The 15,001-nt window shown below is 35.3% G+C and carries 22 protein-coding genes; all 22 read left to right on the forward strand.

Going from position 1 to position 15,001, the window contains the following annotated elements; translation table 11 throughout:
* Nucleotides 1-17: 17 nt before the first annotated feature.
* The 22 genes from TA89_RS00120 to TA89_RS00220 all read left to right on the forward strand — a co-directional run bounded on the left by TA89_RS00120 (nucleotide 18) and on the right by TA89_RS00220 (nucleotide 14,843).
* On the forward strand, nucleotides 18-221 hold the full coding sequence (locus TA89_RS00120; protein WP_040209853.1) for a hypothetical protein: 204 nt from the start codon (nucleotides 18-20) through the stop codon (nucleotides 219-221).
* A gap of 59 nt (nucleotides 222-280) precedes the next feature.
* A complete protein-coding gene (locus TA89_RS00125) occupies nucleotides 281-736 on the forward strand; it encodes a hypothetical protein (protein ID WP_040209855.1) in 456 nt (151 codons plus the stop codon).
* A 110-nt stretch (nucleotides 737-846) separates the two neighbouring features.
* A complete protein-coding gene (locus tag TA89_RS00130) occupies nucleotides 847-1,260 on the forward strand; it encodes a hypothetical protein (RefSeq protein ID WP_040209857.1) in 414 nt (137 codons plus the stop codon).
* Between the two features lie 58 nt (nucleotides 1,261-1,318).
* Nucleotides 1,319-1,831 (forward strand): terminase small subunit, encoded by a 513-nt coding sequence (locus tag TA89_RS00135; protein WP_040209858.1) that lies wholly within the window; start codon nucleotides 1,319-1,321, stop codon nucleotides 1,829-1,831.
* 4 nt (nucleotides 1,832-1,835) lie between these two features.
* Nucleotides 1,836-3,197: a terminase gene (locus TA89_RS00140; protein WP_040209860.1), complete on the forward strand. Its 1,362-nt coding sequence runs from the start codon at nucleotides 1,836-1,838 to the stop codon at nucleotides 3,195-3,197.
* A gap of 4 nt (nucleotides 3,198-3,201) precedes the next feature.
* Complete coding sequence (locus TA89_RS00145) at nucleotides 3,202-4,704, forward strand: phage portal protein (protein WP_040209861.1); 1,503 nt, start codon at nucleotides 3,202-3,204, stop codon at nucleotides 4,702-4,704.
* Nucleotides 4,688-5,566, forward strand: a complete 879-nt coding sequence (locus tag TA89_RS18985; protein WP_278246169.1) for a phage minor capsid protein — start codon at nucleotides 4,688-4,690, stop codon at nucleotides 5,564-5,566. The genes TA89_RS00145 and TA89_RS18985 overlap by 17 nt, the downstream gene beginning before the upstream one ends.
* Nucleotides 5,514-6,506 (forward strand): phage minor capsid protein, encoded by a 993-nt coding sequence (locus TA89_RS18990; RefSeq protein WP_278246170.1) that lies wholly within the window; start codon nucleotides 5,514-5,516, stop codon nucleotides 6,504-6,506. Before TA89_RS18985 ends, TA89_RS18990 begins: the two co-directional genes overlap by 53 nt.
* Nucleotides 6,490-6,759, forward strand: a complete 270-nt coding sequence (locus TA89_RS00155; RefSeq protein ID WP_040209863.1) for a hypothetical protein — start codon at nucleotides 6,490-6,492, stop codon at nucleotides 6,757-6,759. Before TA89_RS18990 ends, TA89_RS00155 begins: the two co-directional genes overlap by 17 nt.
* Nucleotides 6,760-6,820: 61 nt before the next feature.
* On the forward strand, nucleotides 6,821-7,081 hold the full coding sequence (locus TA89_RS00160) for a hypothetical protein (RefSeq protein ID WP_147590039.1): 261 nt from the start codon (nucleotides 6,821-6,823) through the stop codon (nucleotides 7,079-7,081).
* 105 nt (nucleotides 7,082-7,186) lie between these two features.
* On the forward strand, nucleotides 7,187-7,765 hold the full coding sequence (locus tag TA89_RS00165; protein WP_040209866.1) for a phage scaffolding protein: 579 nt from the start codon (nucleotides 7,187-7,189) through the stop codon (nucleotides 7,763-7,765).
* 16 nt (nucleotides 7,766-7,781) lie between these two features.
* Complete coding sequence (locus tag TA89_RS00170) at nucleotides 7,782-8,738, forward strand: major capsid protein (RefSeq protein ID WP_040209867.1); 957 nt, start codon at nucleotides 7,782-7,784, stop codon at nucleotides 8,736-8,738.
* 10 nt (nucleotides 8,739-8,748) lie between these two features.
* Nucleotides 8,749-9,027, forward strand: coding sequence for a hypothetical protein (locus TA89_RS00175; protein ID WP_052447236.1), 279 nt, complete (start codon nucleotides 8,749-8,751; stop codon nucleotides 9,025-9,027).
* An 11-nt stretch (nucleotides 9,028-9,038) separates the two neighbouring features.
* Nucleotides 9,039-9,392 (forward strand): head-tail connector protein, encoded by a 354-nt coding sequence (locus TA89_RS00180; protein ID WP_040209869.1) that lies wholly within the window; start codon nucleotides 9,039-9,041, stop codon nucleotides 9,390-9,392.
* A gap of 3 nt (nucleotides 9,393-9,395) precedes the next feature.
* Nucleotides 9,396-9,725 (forward strand): hypothetical protein, encoded by a 330-nt coding sequence (locus tag TA89_RS00185; RefSeq protein WP_040209870.1) that lies wholly within the window; start codon nucleotides 9,396-9,398, stop codon nucleotides 9,723-9,725.
* Nucleotides 9,725-10,108: a minor capsid protein gene (locus TA89_RS00190; RefSeq protein ID WP_040209873.1), complete on the forward strand. Its 384-nt coding sequence runs from the start codon at nucleotides 9,725-9,727 to the stop codon at nucleotides 10,106-10,108. The genes TA89_RS00185 and TA89_RS00190 overlap by 1 nt, the downstream gene beginning before the upstream one ends.
* Complete coding sequence (locus TA89_RS00195; RefSeq protein ID WP_040209875.1) at nucleotides 10,108-10,494, forward strand: phage tail terminator protein; 387 nt, start codon at nucleotides 10,108-10,110, stop codon at nucleotides 10,492-10,494. The genes TA89_RS00190 and TA89_RS00195 overlap by 1 nt, the downstream gene beginning before the upstream one ends.
* Before the next feature lie 10 nt (nucleotides 10,495-10,504).
* Nucleotides 10,505-10,960 carry a phage tail tube protein gene (locus tag TA89_RS00200; RefSeq protein ID WP_040209876.1) on the forward strand — a complete coding sequence of 152 codons (456 nt, stop codon included), beginning with the start codon at nucleotides 10,505-10,507 and terminating at the stop codon, nucleotides 10,958-10,960.
* 11 nt (nucleotides 10,961-10,971) lie between these two features.
* Complete coding sequence (locus TA89_RS00205) at nucleotides 10,972-11,325, forward strand: hypothetical protein (protein ID WP_040209878.1); 354 nt, start codon at nucleotides 10,972-10,974, stop codon at nucleotides 11,323-11,325.
* The gene (locus tag TA89_RS00210) at nucleotides 11,252-11,650 is read left to right on the forward strand and encodes a Gp15 family bacteriophage protein (RefSeq protein ID WP_052447237.1); all 399 of its coding nucleotides are present in this window, start codon (nucleotides 11,252-11,254) and stop codon (nucleotides 11,648-11,650) included. Before TA89_RS00205 ends, TA89_RS00210 begins: the two co-directional genes overlap by 74 nt.
* Nucleotides 11,651-11,692: 42 nt before the next feature.
* Nucleotides 11,693-12,277, forward strand: a complete 585-nt coding sequence (locus tag TA89_RS17520; RefSeq protein WP_052447238.1) for an LITAF-like zinc ribbon domain-containing protein — start codon at nucleotides 11,693-11,695, stop codon at nucleotides 12,275-12,277.
* Nucleotides 12,278-12,344: 67 nt separating this feature from the next.
* Entirely contained in the window at nucleotides 12,345-14,843 is a 2,499-nt protein-coding gene (locus TA89_RS00220) for a phage tail family protein (RefSeq protein WP_052447239.1), read from the forward strand.
* The last annotated feature ends 158 nt before the right edge of the window (nucleotides 14,844-15,001 follow it).

Consider the following 15,001-nt stretch of genomic DNA (forward strand, 5'->3'; position numbering starts at 1 on the left):
GAAAAGGGTGAGGGCATATGAGTATATACACAAGCTTTAAATGTAAATGTGGTAGAGAGTTTGTTCTTTTATCTGAAGAGGTGCAGAGCATGAAAGGATACTTAGTATGTCCTTACTGTTCCGGAAGAGGAGTAAAGAAAGAAAAGGCAACAAACAGCTTGAAGGAATGTATGTCCGCTAGAGCATATATAAGAGTTAATGGTTATTTAAGGCAGAAATAGTTAATTATCCAATAAAATGTACGATAATTATTATTATAATAAAAAGGACGTGCATAAAGATGTACAATAAACGAAAAATACCCATTTTCCCTAATACTATGCGTCAGTGGTTTAGACTTACTGTAGGAATTGCAGGATTGTTTGTTAGCTCTATGTTTGCATTTCTAAAAATTGAACTACAACCAATTGTTAATTATATAGCCATTCTAACCTTTGTATTTTATACTATCGATGGATTACTTATAAATATTGAAGAAAGAAAAGGGATTGAAAAATCAAATATAAACAATAAATATAAAACAACTAGCATATGTCATATTTGCAATAATAAAATAGATTGGCAATTAAATAGTTATAATGATGGAACTACTGAAGTTGATATATTTGGCGGGAAAAAAGCTGAATTAATAGCAAAATCTTCTCAATATACTTCAGAAGGTTCAAAAATAACATATGATATTCTTATATCATGTCCCCGTTGTAAAACTAAAAATTGTTTTAATGTAACAAAATAATATTAAAGAGCTCTCAACAGGGGCTCTTTTTTAATGTAATATATGTCGAACGGTAGTTAAAGGGAAATCGCCTTACTTTGTAGAAGTTTACAAATTAAGGAGGTGAGACTTTGAACAATGATACAAACGGGCTGAAAGAAATATTAGATATAATTGAGAATACTTCACATGAATGTATAAAAAAAATGTTAGACGAATGTGATAAAGTTACTCATATTATGGCTGCTAAAAATTTAATCCAATCTGGAGAATACATTAATATTTTACTTATAACCTTTAATAATTCTGTAAATGAGTATATGGATAACACTGAGTCTATTATTAAAACAAGTATTAATAGATGTAATATAACACTTAACCAAAGTGAAATAGATTCTATTAATACAATGTTCCAAGAATGCGGATATGGAATTATAGACACTTTCTGGAAAAGGTATCAAGAAAGACTACAAGGAAGTGCAGATGCAGAAATGTATTATAACACTAATGACCTTAAATTAAAAAGTTATGATGTAAATAAATAAATCTAATGGAGCTCATATGGAGCTCTTTTTTAATACATAAAATTAAGGAGGTGGCATTGTGGCTAAGCTAACAGCAAAACAGAAAAGATTTATAGAAGAATATCTAATAGACCTTAATGCCACGCAGGCAGCTATTAGAGCAGGATATAGTCCAGCTACAGCTTATTCAATTGGAAATGAAAACTTGAAGAAACCTGAAGTACGCGCATGTATAGACAAAGCCATGGCAGAGCGGTCAAAAAGAACCGGGGTCAATGCTGACAGGGTACTTATGGAGCTTGCAAAGATAGGATTTGTTAACCCAGCTGATGTTATTAACTTCAATACAGCTACTGTTTTTCCAGATGCATCAGAAGATGATCTTGCAGCTATTCAGTCTGTGAAGGTAAAGACTTCATCCTCTGAGGATATGGAGCTAACAGAAAGAGAAGTAAGGCTTAATGATAAGATTAAAGCCCTGGAACTCCTGGGTAAGCACCTGGGAATGTTTAAGGATAAGGTTGAGGTAAATGGATCCTTAGACACTGGACTTAGTAAACTTGGTTCTATCCTAGAGCAGCTTAAGGAATGATACTATGGCAGAAGCATATTTATTATCTGAAAAATATAAAGCATTTTTAAAATGTGATGCTCCTACAGAATTTCTTGAAGGAACTACAGCCGCAGGGAAAACAACTGTAGGAATCCTTAAGTTTATGTTTAAGGTGGCTGAAAGCACTAAGAAGCTTCATATCCTTTCTGGACTTGACCTCGGTACTATAGAGAAGAATATCATAAACAAGGACCTGGGAATCTGTGATGTATTTGGTCCTTTAGTTCAGTATAACAGCAATGGTAAAGGCCAGCACTCATTACCTCATATACTTTATCACACTGATTCAGGAGATAAGATAATCTATGTATTAGGGTATGATAATAAAACCAGGTGGAAGAAAGCTCTGGGTGGTCAGTATGGCTGCTTATACATAGATGAAATTAATATAGCTGATATGGAGTATGTAAGAGAAGCTTCCATGAGATGTGATTACTTAATGGGTACACTTAACCCAGATGATCCTAATCTTCCAGTGTATAAAGAATATATAAACTGCAGCAGGCCATTACCTGAGTGGGTAAAAGAAACCCCTAAAGAAATAAGAGAGATGTTAAACGAAGAACCAAAACCTAATTGGGTACATTGGTTCTTTTCTTTTGTTCATAATGCAGGACTTTCTGAAGAGAAAAAGCAGCAGATAATCCTAAATGTACCTAAGGGCACTAAGCTTTATAAGAATAAGATACAAGGCCTTAGGGGTAGAGCTACAGGGCTTATCTTCAGCAACTTCACTAGAGAAAAAAATGTGGTAAGCAAGGATTATATTAAAAAGCTCATACAAGATAAAAAGCTTAAGTTTATGTACTTTTCCTGTGGAGTTGATACTTCCTATTCTCAGGAAAGCCCGGATACCTTTGCGTTTATATTCCAGGGTATCACAGATAAAGGACAGGTGATTATCTTAGATGAGGAAGTTTATAATAATGCAGACCTTCAGATACCTCTAGCTCCTTCTGATATACCCCCCAGACTTTTTAAGTTTTTAGAAAGAAATAGATCTGAATGGGGATTTGCTAGAGATGTATTTATTGATTCAGCAGACCAGGCTACAATTACAGAGCTTAAGAAGTTTAAGAGGACTAATCCATGTTTATATAACTTCTTAAATGCTTATAAAAAGATAACTATTATAGACAGGATTCATCTGCAGCTAGGATGGATTAATACGAATGATACAGTTTATTACTTGGTCTTAGACCATTGCAGGCATCATATAGGAGAGCATGAAGCTTACAGCTGGAAAGAAGATAAGTATGAGCCTGAGGATGCAAACGACCATACGATTAATGCTAGTCAATATGGATGGATTCCGTTTAAGAATAAGATAGGGATTGGAGGTTAAGAAAGTGGGGTGGTTAAAAAATATGGTTATGAAAGCATTAAAAATAAATCCAGCACCAGATAAAACAATAGTAATAAAAGAGCCTTTAAGTTTTCAGGGGAATGTATTAAAGAATAGAATATGGTACCGGGGAGATCCTTCGGAACTTGATCAGTTTTTCAAGCAGTCAGCTAAGGATATGGTCAGTCAGTCAAGATTTTGGGCTGCAGTTCCTTCTGAAAAGCTTAATATAAGAAAGATTCACTCAGGATTACCGGCAATGATAGTTGATAGGTTATCAGATATTGTCATTGCTGACTTGGATGGAATAGAGCTTGATACTAAGGAATTAAGTAATCTATGGGATGAAGTATCCCAGGACAATAAGTTTGATGAGCTTATAGGGGAAGCTATTTCAGAGACACTTGTCACTGGTGATGGAGCATTTAAGATAACAATCGATACTGATGTGACTGAGTATCCAATAATAGAATACTTTAGCGGAGAAAGAGTTGCTTATAATCTTAACAGAGGAAGGGTTCATGAGGTGATGTTTTATACCTCTTATGCAGTTAGGGAAAAGGAATATAGCTTGGAAGAGATTTTCGGTAAAGGTTATATAAAATATAAGCTCTATGAGAGTGATGGTAAAGAAGTAGCATTAAGTACTGTCCCTGAAACTGCTGCTTTAAAAGACACTACATTCACCGGTGATTTTATTATGGCCGTACCTATGAAATTCTTTAAGTCTCCTAAGTTTAAAGGTCGAGGTAAAAGCTTATTTGATAGTAAATCAGATTCCTTTGATGCTTTAGATGAAACTATAAGCCAGTGGATAGATGCAATAAGGGATGGAAGAGTACAGAAGTATATCCCGGAAGATTTAATTCCGAGAAATCCTGCAACAGGAGAACTCTTAGAGCCTAATCCCTTTGATAATAAATTTATAGCTATGGGATCCAGCTTAAAAGAAGATGATAAAAGCAAGATAGAGACAGTTCAGCCGGAAATAAGCTACGAAGCTTTTGTAAGTACTTATGCCAATAACTTAGACATGTGCCTCCAGGGAATAATATCTCCTTCAACCTTAGGAATAGACCTTAAGAAAACTGATAATGCAGAAGCTCAGAGAGAAAAGGAAAAAGCTACTCTTTATACCAGGGGAAAGATAATTGACACCTTGAATGAAGTAATCCCTAAGGTTGTTTCTATTGTTCTTATGGTTAATGATCTTATATCAGAGAAGAAGCCTGGAGAATATGAGGCTTCTGTTTCTTTTGGTGAATATGCTTCACCTAGCTTTGATACTGTGGTTGAAACAGTGGGGAAGGCTAAGGGTTATGGAATAATGTCTATTGAAAAAGCAATAGATGAGCTCTATGGTGACACTATGACTGATGATGAGAAGGCTGAGGAGATTAAGAGGATAAAAGAACAGAATGGTTACATGGAAGCTGAGGAACCTAAGGTTGGGGATGAAATTGATGAGGATATTCCAGAGGATGATTTAGATGGCCAAGAAGCTTAGTGATATACTAAAGAACATTTTTAAAAATTCCTCATTAGATGAGCTCAATAAAAGTAATAAAGATAAAGCTTATGACATCAGAAAAATCTTTGAACAGATGGAATTGGATCTTATATCATCTATGAAAAGAGCTTTCTACTATCATGAAAGGGAGCAGCGCAAGGAAGGCTTCCAGTGGGAACAATGGCAGCGTGCTAAGCTTAGGGGGATGGAGAAGTACCGGAAAGAGAATAGAGAGATTATTGGTTCTTATAGTGCTCCTATAGAAAAAGCAATAAGGAATGAATTAAACAATAAATATAATAATGGACAGAGCAGGGTTGAGAATCTGATAGATAGAATAAGGAGATTTTTTAATCCTGAGGCTGCTTTAAACCTTCCTGATGATATATCAGAGAAGCAGGCTACTAGAGAGTATATAGCTAAAATATTAAACAGACCTGTAGAGCCTCCTCCGGAAGAAAACTTCTTTTCAGTGAATGATAAAAAGCTTAATGCTCTCCAGGAAACTGTAAAGAATGATATTAAAAATGCTAATGTTTCTGTGCTTAGAAAGATGGATGATGTATATAGGCAGACTATATTTAAGGTTGAAATGTATATGTCCGCTGGAACGAAGAGTCTTAATCAGGCCGTTGATATGGCTACAAAAGATTTTCTTGATAAAGGAATAAACTCTATTATCTATAAAGATGGAAAGAGAGTAAACATTGCTAGTTATGCAGAGATGGCACTTAGAACAGCTTCTCATAGAGCCACCTTATTAGGAGAAGGGAAAAAGAGAGATGAATGGGGTTTGCATCTTGTAGTTGTTTCAGCTCATGCTAATACTTGCCAAGCACTGTGTACCTTGGCAAGGTAAGGTATTAATTGATGATGTTTTTAGCCATGGAACTAAAGAAGATGGTCCATATCCATTACTTAGTGAAGCAATAAGAACAGGGTTACTTCATCCTAACTGTAGACATACCTTAACTACTTACTTCCCTGGGATTACAAAGATTCCAACTGTTCCTGATAATAAAGAATCTATAGAGACTTATGAAGCAGAGCAGCATCAAAGATATATTGAAAGACAGCTTAGGAAGTGGAAGAGATTTGAGGCAGGATCCGTTGACGCTGAAAATGCAAATAAAGCAAGTGATAAGGTTAAAGAATGTGAAGATAGATTAAAACAACACCTGGATAAGAACCGGCAGCTTAGAAGAGATTATAATAGAGAAAAGGCTGATGTAAGAAGTATAAAAGAGATTAATTATTCTAAAGATGTAAAACAGTTTGAAAGGTATAAAGAAATTATAGGAGATGATTCTCCTAAAACATTGGAAGATTTCCAAAAATTGAAGTATAATAATACTAAAGGATTTAACTTAATGGATGACTACTATAAAAGTAGAACTAAGGGAAATATCTCTGCATTTTCTACTTTTAGTGATTATAAAAAGGTTATATATGAATTAAATAGTAAGGTAGTAGGAATTATAACTAAAGATGGAATAAAGGTTAGCGGTTATTCTAAGCATATGATTGACAGAATACTTGGTGCTAGTAATGATCCTAAAACTGGGCTACCCAGAAGTGGTACATCAATTAATGGGGTTTTAGATGCATTATATAACCCAATAGAAATAAGTGAAATAAGAGCTAGAAAATTGGATGGTGTTGCTGAAATGAGTAAAAAGTATATAGGTGAATTAAGTACTGTATCTATAAATCCTGTTACAGGTAACTTAATCCAATGTAATCCAAGTGATTCAGATAAAGTAAGGAGGTTGAAAGAGAAAAATGGAAAAGGTAATTGAGTTGGATATTAATCTTTATAAATATATGGTAGAACAACTATATGATGAAGATTTAAAAGAAAAGGTTATAAGGAGTTCAGAAGTATCAGAAAATAAGGTATCACTTAAACTAGATATAGATTTGAAAATTGAATTGATGGATTATGTAGAAGATTTACAGATAGAAATAGGATTTGTAAATCAGGAATATCTTAATGAGGATGGTAAGAAACTTCAAAAAATATATGATGAAATCTATAACCAAACAAATTAAAAGCACTTACTAAGTAAGATTAGTAGGTGCTTTTATTATACTTAAAAAAGGAGGCGATATATTGATGTCTAATATACTCACTATAATTTTGATTATAATTTTCATAATTTACATCATAGTTGAAACTAAAAATAATAAGTTACAGAAAAGAGTTATTACTTTAAATGAGGAAATCAAGAAGGAAATAAAAGAACATACTGAATTACTAACTAAAAACAGAAAATCGATAAGCATAATAAGTGATAGTAAAGCGTTAGAAGAGTTATCAAAACAAGTTGTAAAGAAAATTAATGATGATGCTAAATTAAAATTTAAGTCTTAGAAATAAGGCTTTTTATTTCCGCCTTTTTGGTATTGCAGGCGTTAAAAAACAAGACATCACTGGTCAAGACCAGGATAAAAAATGTAGATGAAAGGATGATTATAAATGACAAAGGAACAATTTATTGCTTTAGGACTTACAGAGGAGCAGGCAACAAAAGCTGCTGCAGCTTCCCAGGAGGAATTAAAGACTTATATTCCAAAACACAGATTTGATGAGGTGAATGAGGAGAATAAGAATTTGAAGAATACCTCAAAGGATATGACAGATCAGCTAGAAAATCTAAAAAAATCAGCTGGAGATAATGAAGCTCTTACTAAACAGATTGACACTCTTCAGACTGAGAATAAAGCAGCTAAAGAGAAATATGAGAAGGAATTACAGGACCTTAAAGTGACTAATGCTATAAAGCTAGCTATAGCAGGTAAGGTTCATGATGAAGATCTTGTATCCGGATTATTCGATAAAACTAAACTTATTTTTAGTGAGGATGGAAAAATAACCGGACTTGATGAACAGATTAAGACTCTAAGTGAGTCAAAGAAATTCCTCTTTAAGCAGGAGGAAGGAACAGAAAATAAACCAGGTTTTAAAGTAGGTGGAGATGGAAAAGAAAGTGAATCCACCAATACTCAACCTACATCATTACATGATGCAGTTGCATCATATTTTAATTCAAAATAAGGAAGGATGATAATAAATGGCAATTACATTACTAGAAGCAAAGAAAAACGTTCAAGATGCATTACAGCTTGGGGTTATAGATGAGTTTAGAAAGTCAAATTTCTTACTCGAGAACTTAACCTTTGATGATGCAGTTTCTCCAACAGGTGGCGGTGCTACCTTAACTTATGCATATACAAGATTACTTACTCAGCCTACTGCAGGCTTTAGGGCAGTAAACACTGAGTATTCTCCTCATGAAGTTTCAAAGCAAAGGCACACTGTAGACCTTAAGGTATTCGGTGGAAGCTTTGAAATCGACCGTATAATAGCTAAAATGGGTGGTATTGTTAACGAGGTTACTCTTCAGATGTCGCAGAAGGTAAAAGCAGCTCAGGCATTATTTAATAACACTGTTATAAACGGGGACAGCGGAGTAGATGCAAATGCTTTTGATGGATTAGAGAAAGCATTAACTGGATCCAGTACTGAATATACTCCAGGTGCAGTTATAGATTTATCCACTTCAGCTGCACTAGACACTAACTATAAGGCATTTCTTGATGCACTGGATGAATTCCTTATGGGACTTGATGGTACACCTTCTTTCATAGCTGGTAACCTTAAGCTTATAGCTAAGATAAGAGCTTGTGCTAGAAGAGCAGGAATGTATCAGGTAACTAAGAATGACTTTGGTATGCAGGTTGAAAAATATGGAGAGACTCCACTGGTTGACCTTGGAGCAAAACCAGGTTCTAATGATCCTGTAGTTTCTACAAATACTACAACCGGTGAAACTTCTCTTTATGTTGCTAGATTAGGTTTAGATGGTTTCCATGGAGTATCAATGGCTGGACAATCTCCAGTAAACACATGGATGCCAGACTTTTCAACTGCCGGAGCAGTAAAGAAGGGTGAAGTGGAAATGGTTGCAGCGGTAGCACTTAAGGCAACAAAGGCTGCCGGAGTTATGAGAAAGATTAAAGTACAATAGGAGGGGTAGTATGGTTAAGATATTTGCACCCAATAAAGAATATACTGGTGTAAGCGCAAGTGTTGATTTTTTAAATGGAGTAGGGGAAACAGATAACCCTGCTCTTTTAAATTGGTTTAGAGAACATGGCTATGAAGTTGAAGGAGATAAGAATCCTGAGGGAGAAAAATCTCTTGAGGATATGTCTCTTGAAGAGCTCCAGGCTTATGCAGAAGAAAAAGGAATAGACTTAGGTAAAGCAACTACTCAGGAGGGTGTTCTTAAGAAGATTAAGGAATCCTTAGAATAGGATGTGATTATATGGCTTATGCAGATTTATCTTATTATAAAAATACCTTTAGGGGGAATAAGATAGCTGATGAGAGTTTATTGGAAAGAGCTTCAGATCAAATTGATAGTTTAACCTTCAATAGAATTAACGGGGTAGGGTTTAACAGCCTTACCCCTTTTCAACAGGATAAGATTAAAAAAGCAGTATGCATCCAGGCAGAGTTTATTGAACAATATGGAGAATATATCGATATGCCTTTGAGTGGATATTCTGTAGGTGATGTTTCACTTAGCTTTACCGGTAGTGTAATCAATGGAGTGACAACTACTAAGGAAGTCCTAGGGTACCTAAAACAAACAGGATTGACTTCAAGGAGGCTTTAGCTTATGGGACTTAAAATGCCTTTTCCTAAATGGACCTTAGTCACTCCGGTAAAGATATATCAGACATACATCAATGAGGATGGAGAACCAGTATCACAGCTTTTATTCAGTGGTAAGGTTAACTACTCTGAGAAATCCAAGCAGGTTATGAATGCAGACAAGCAGCTTATTACACTTACTGGCAAGATTATCTGTGAGGGAGATATAGCTCCTCAGTATCCCAAAATAGAGGGGTATGTTGAGGTGAATGGAGTTAAAATAAATATCTATAGAGCAGCAAGACCGCGCAACCCTGATGGCTCTATTTTCTCTACAGAACTGGAGCTGAGCTGATGACAGTAAAGGTAACTATTAAGTTGGATAAAGCAAAGCTAGCGACATTAGATGAAGCTCAGAAGAAGGCTCTGGAACTTACTGGAGAAGCTGTAAAGAGTGATATCGTTACTTCTGCTGTAGTACCTAAGAATACCGGTGAGCTTGAAAGAAGTGCATTTGTGGATAATTCAAAGGTCAAGAGTGGTAAAATCTCTATAATTTTTGATACTCCATATGCTAGAAGGTTATACTGGCATCCTGAATATAACTTCCGGAAAGATAAGAATGTTAATGCTCAAGGGAAATGGATGCAGAGTTATATTGACGGTGATAAGAAAGATATGACAAAGGAAAACTATCCGAAATTCCTTAAAATGCTTAGTAAGGGGTTGATAAAGTAATGCTGCTAAGCGAGGTAAGAGAATATTTAAAAACTAAAATAATATCTCCTCAGTGGTATATAGGAAAGATTGATGGGAGCAAGGAAGAGTGCATAGGAATTTATAGCGTACCTGGACCTCCTCCTATTATAGCTATAGGTGGATTAAGCAATACAAGCTATGCTACTAAAGCTGTTTCTATCCTTGTACATTGGGGTAAAAATGCAAATACTGCAGAGCAGAAAGCCCAGGAGGTATATAATAAACTCTTTGGTCAGGAAGCTGTAATAGGCGGTAAAAGAATTATAAAGTTTGATATGAGGACACCGGAGGCTGTGGGAATTGGAACAGATAGCAACGGTGTCTATGAATATGTTATAGAGACAATAATTTATTATGAAAGGTAGGTAATTGAATATGGCATTTACAGGAGTGTTCCCCGTATATAATCTTAAGTTTAAGATTGGTACAAAGGGAAGAGCAAGTGCACTTCCAGCGGATATGGCAGTTATAAAAGATATGGAGAGTTTTAGTATATCTATAGACGGTACAGTTGAAGAGTGGACACCTATGGATACTGCAGGATGGGCCAGAGCTTTAATGACCGGTAAGAAATTTAGTGTAGGTCTTAATGGTAAAAGGTCAGTTGGAGATCCAGGTAATGATTATGTAGCAAATACAGCTTGGAAGGATGGACTAGACTGTAGCACTAAAGGAGAGATTGAGTTTCCTGATGGAGCCAAGCTTACATTTGACTGTGTAATCAATGTAAAAAATGTTGGCGGTGGAGATTCTACTAATGTAGCTCCTTTAGAATTTGATATGCAAGGTGATGGTAAACCAACATATACACCAGCACCAATAACACCTTAGGAGGGATTTAGATGGCAAGAGCTTATGATATAGCTGAAAGGCTACAGACTGCAAATAAAAGAAGTACAGTAACTATAGATAAGGACCACGTGTATAATATAAATACTAGCAAGAATACTGCAATTCTTATACAAGCAATTTCACAAGATGAAAAACTTAGTGAAATTGAGAGGATAGATAAAGTTATTGAAGCTGGAATAGGTGAGGATGCTATAAATTATATAAACAGCTTAAATTTAACTATGGAGGCTACTACATTAATTTTAAATGTAATAATGGCTGCTATTTCTGATGTTAGTCTGGAAGAGGCTGAGGAGGAAGCAAAAAAAGCAGCCATGGACTTTCGCAAAGGCAAAAGAAAATAAATGGTATGATCTCTTTGAAGATTGGGAACTCATAGAAGCTTCCTTTGCAATGCAGTATGGTATAAGACTTCGTGAGGAAGAAAATATGTCCTGGAGTGAGTTTACAGCACTTCTAAAAGGAATAATGCCTAAAACTCCTCTTGGACAGATAATAAGTATCAGGAGTGAAGAAGATACGGACATACTAAAGACTTTTACAGAAGATCAACACAGAATTAGGAATGAATGGAGAAATAAAAACAGTTTCATTAAGGATATGACAGATGAAGAGAAAGAAGAAGAAATAAAAAAGGTTCAGAAGATATTTGCAAGTGCCTTCCTTTAATGTATTATTATAGTAATAAATGGTTATTGGAGGGGATTGCAAATGAGCGAAGTTATAATAAAAGGTGTAGGTAAAAAGATAATCATTATAGATAATACTATAAGAATTACTAAGATTATTGGTAAAGAGGTTGAATTGAATTTAAAAAACATAATAGACATTAGTTTTACTAAAGGAACACTTAACGAGAATGGCAGGATATCTATTAAGGGTAAAAGGTTAGACGGTAAAAATATAGAAGAAAAAGTTGATTTTTGGTATACACAAAACAATATAGTAGAAGAAATTGTTGATAAGATTAAAATTGCAATATCAAGTGAAGAAGCAGAAATGGCTCCTATTACATTAGAGAATTCTGATAAGGTGAGTTTATGGAAACAACTTAATACAGAGTCAGATGAAAGAATACAGAAAGTTAAGGATATGAAGAAAGCAGGAATAGTTTTTTGTCCTAAATGCCATTCAACTAGCATTACAACTACTGATAAGAAGCTTAGCCTTGGAAGGACTTTGGCGGGTGGTGTACTAGCAGGAGAAGTTGGAGCAATATTAGGTGGATTATCTAGTAAAAAAGTTTTATTATTGTGTATGAATTGCGGACATAAATGGAAACCAGGTAAAAAATAAAACTAATCCAAAGCATTTAGCAATTAGCTAGGTGCTTTTTTAATTTTTGAAAAGAGGAGGTGGGTAGATGAGCGATAGTGTTGGTAAGATTAGTCTGGATCTTGAGGTTCAGAGTGACTTATCAGGACAGATTAGTAAAATGGCTAGTCTTATAGGGAAGAATCTCAAAACTTCATTAGAAGGTGCAACAAAAGGCTCTTTTGAAAGCATGGATAAAGGAATGAAGAAGAGCTTAAGCAACATGAACAGTACTATGAAAGCAATGTTTAACAGGGTTCAAAGTAATGTGAAAAGCTCGGTTTCAGGAATTTTAGCAGCTTTTAAAAGTATTAAGATGCCAAGATTTGAATTTCCGAAAGCTGTCAATGCTGTTAACACCGGCACATCTGTAAAAGGAAATGTAAGCTCAAGAGGGCCTCCGATTGATTCAGAAGCTATTGCAAAAATGCAGAGTACCCAAGCTATGCTTGATAATGTTAATGCTACTATTGAATCTCAGCAGAATAAGCTTAGAGAACTTAGAAATTTATATGAAAGAGCTTTCAGTCAGACTAAAAAGAATAAGATCCAGGAACAGATGCTTAAAACAGAAGCTTCAATAAACAGATTAATCGCTAAATCAGATAAGTTAGGATTTGCATTAGCGGCCATGGATGCAAGCTCAGCTAAAGCAAATAACAGCGGTAATAAATTAGGCAACTCAATGAAATCTTTAGATAATCATACGAAAAGAGCCGGTAATAGTTTTAGGAGTTCTCATGGTGGGCTAAAAATGTTTTTAGGTACCATGATTAAATGGGGGATTATATTTCCCATTATTCAAAGAGGAATTATGGCCATGGCTACTTCACTTGGACAATCCTTAATGACTAATCAACAGTTCGCTAACTCTTTAGCAGTAATTAAAACTAATTTATCAGTAGCATTTACTCCTATATTAAATTCTATACTTCCTGCTTTAAATGCTCTTATGAGTGCTCTGGCAACTGCTACAACTTATATAGCCAGTTTTATAAGTGCTTTATTTGGACAGACATATAAACAGAGCTTTAAGGCTACACAGGGATTAATCAACGCAAAAGCCGCAATGGGAGCCTATGGGGATACCACAGAGAAAGCTGGTAAAAAAGCAAAGAAAGCCCAAGGAAGCTTGATGGGTTTTGATGAAATTAACACTCTCAACATGAATAAAGATGATGATTCTGGAGCTACTGGCGGAACAGGAGGAAGTAAAATTCCTACCCTCACAGCTCCTTCTATTGATACAAGTGCAGTAGACAGCTCAATGGGTAAACTAGCTGAAAAGGTTAAGAAGGTTTTTGCTACTATATTTCAACCTTTCAAAAATGCATGGGCTAAGGACGGTGCAGGAGTAGTTGCTGAAATGAAGAAGGCAATTGAAGGTACAAAGCAGACATTTAAGAACTTCTTTGATATGTTAGCTACTCCTCCGGTGCAAGGGTTCCTTGAATCATTAGGAAGATTAGGATTAGCGATAGGTAAGTTAGCTCTATTCATTTATAATAATTATATTTTACCTTTGATTAATTGGTTTATAGGAATGCTTCCTCCGATTATGGGTGCCTTAACTCCAATCATTAATGGTATAACAAACTTCATAAATTGGCTTATGAATGATGGTAAACCGGTACTTGATATTATCATAACTACTATTGGAAGCTTTGGAGCTGCTTTCTTGATAGTTAAAACTGGAATTGGAATATTTAATGGTATAGATAAAGCAATAAAGGGTGTGTCAGTAGCATTCACTCTTATGAAGAGCCCTATCTTCCTGGCAATTCTTGCTATAGGAGCTATTATAGCTATTGGCATTCTGTTATGGAAAAACTGGGACTTTATTAAAGCTAAAGCTTCTGAGATATGGGAGAGTATAAAGCAAAAATTCAATGATTTTAAAACCTGGCTTGGAAATGTATTTACTACTGATTGGAGTAACAGATTCGGGTTCATGGGTGTAATTCTGAATGGATTCTTTTCTACAGCAAAAGGGATACTTGGATCCATACAAAGAGTATTTAAAGGGTTTATCGATTTTATCGCTGGAGTTTTTACCGGAGATTGGAGAAGAGCTTGGACAGGTATAGTCAATATCTTCGGTGGAATATTTGATGGTATTAAGGCTAAAGCTAAGGCTCCGCTCAATGGTTTAATTTCTATGATTAATCTAGCTATTGGCGGACTTAATAAAATAAAGTTTCCGGATTGGAGTATATTAGGACCTGCAGCTGGAAAGGGAATCAATATTCCTAAAATACCTTACTTAGCAAAGGGTGGAATCATAGACCAGCCAACTCTTGCTATGGTTGGTGAAAGAGGAAAGGAAGCGGTTATGCCGCTGGAGAATAACACTGGCTGGATAACTGAGTTAGCTTCTCAGATAGCAGCATTGTTAGGAGGCGGTCAAGGGAGTGGAAATTCTAATGCTGCAGATAGAGCTATAGAGATTATCATTCAGCTAGGTAATGGTAGTGAACTTGCTAGATTTTTAATTGATTCTATAAACAAGCTTCAGAGACAAGAAGGCAGAACATTATTAAAAATATAGGAGTGGTGATATGCTAAAAATAAATGGAGTAGCTATTGCTGCTCCTAAATCATTTAAAGTAGATATTTCAGATATTGATGGAGAAAGTAACAGAAATGCAAGAGGGGAACTGATAAGAGATAGGATAGCAGTTAAAAGAAAACTTCAGTGTGAATGGG

Source organism: Clostridium polynesiense (assembly GCF_000820705.1).
GTDB lineage: Bacteria > Bacillota > Clostridia > Clostridiales > Clostridiaceae > Clostridium_AA > Clostridium_AA polynesiense.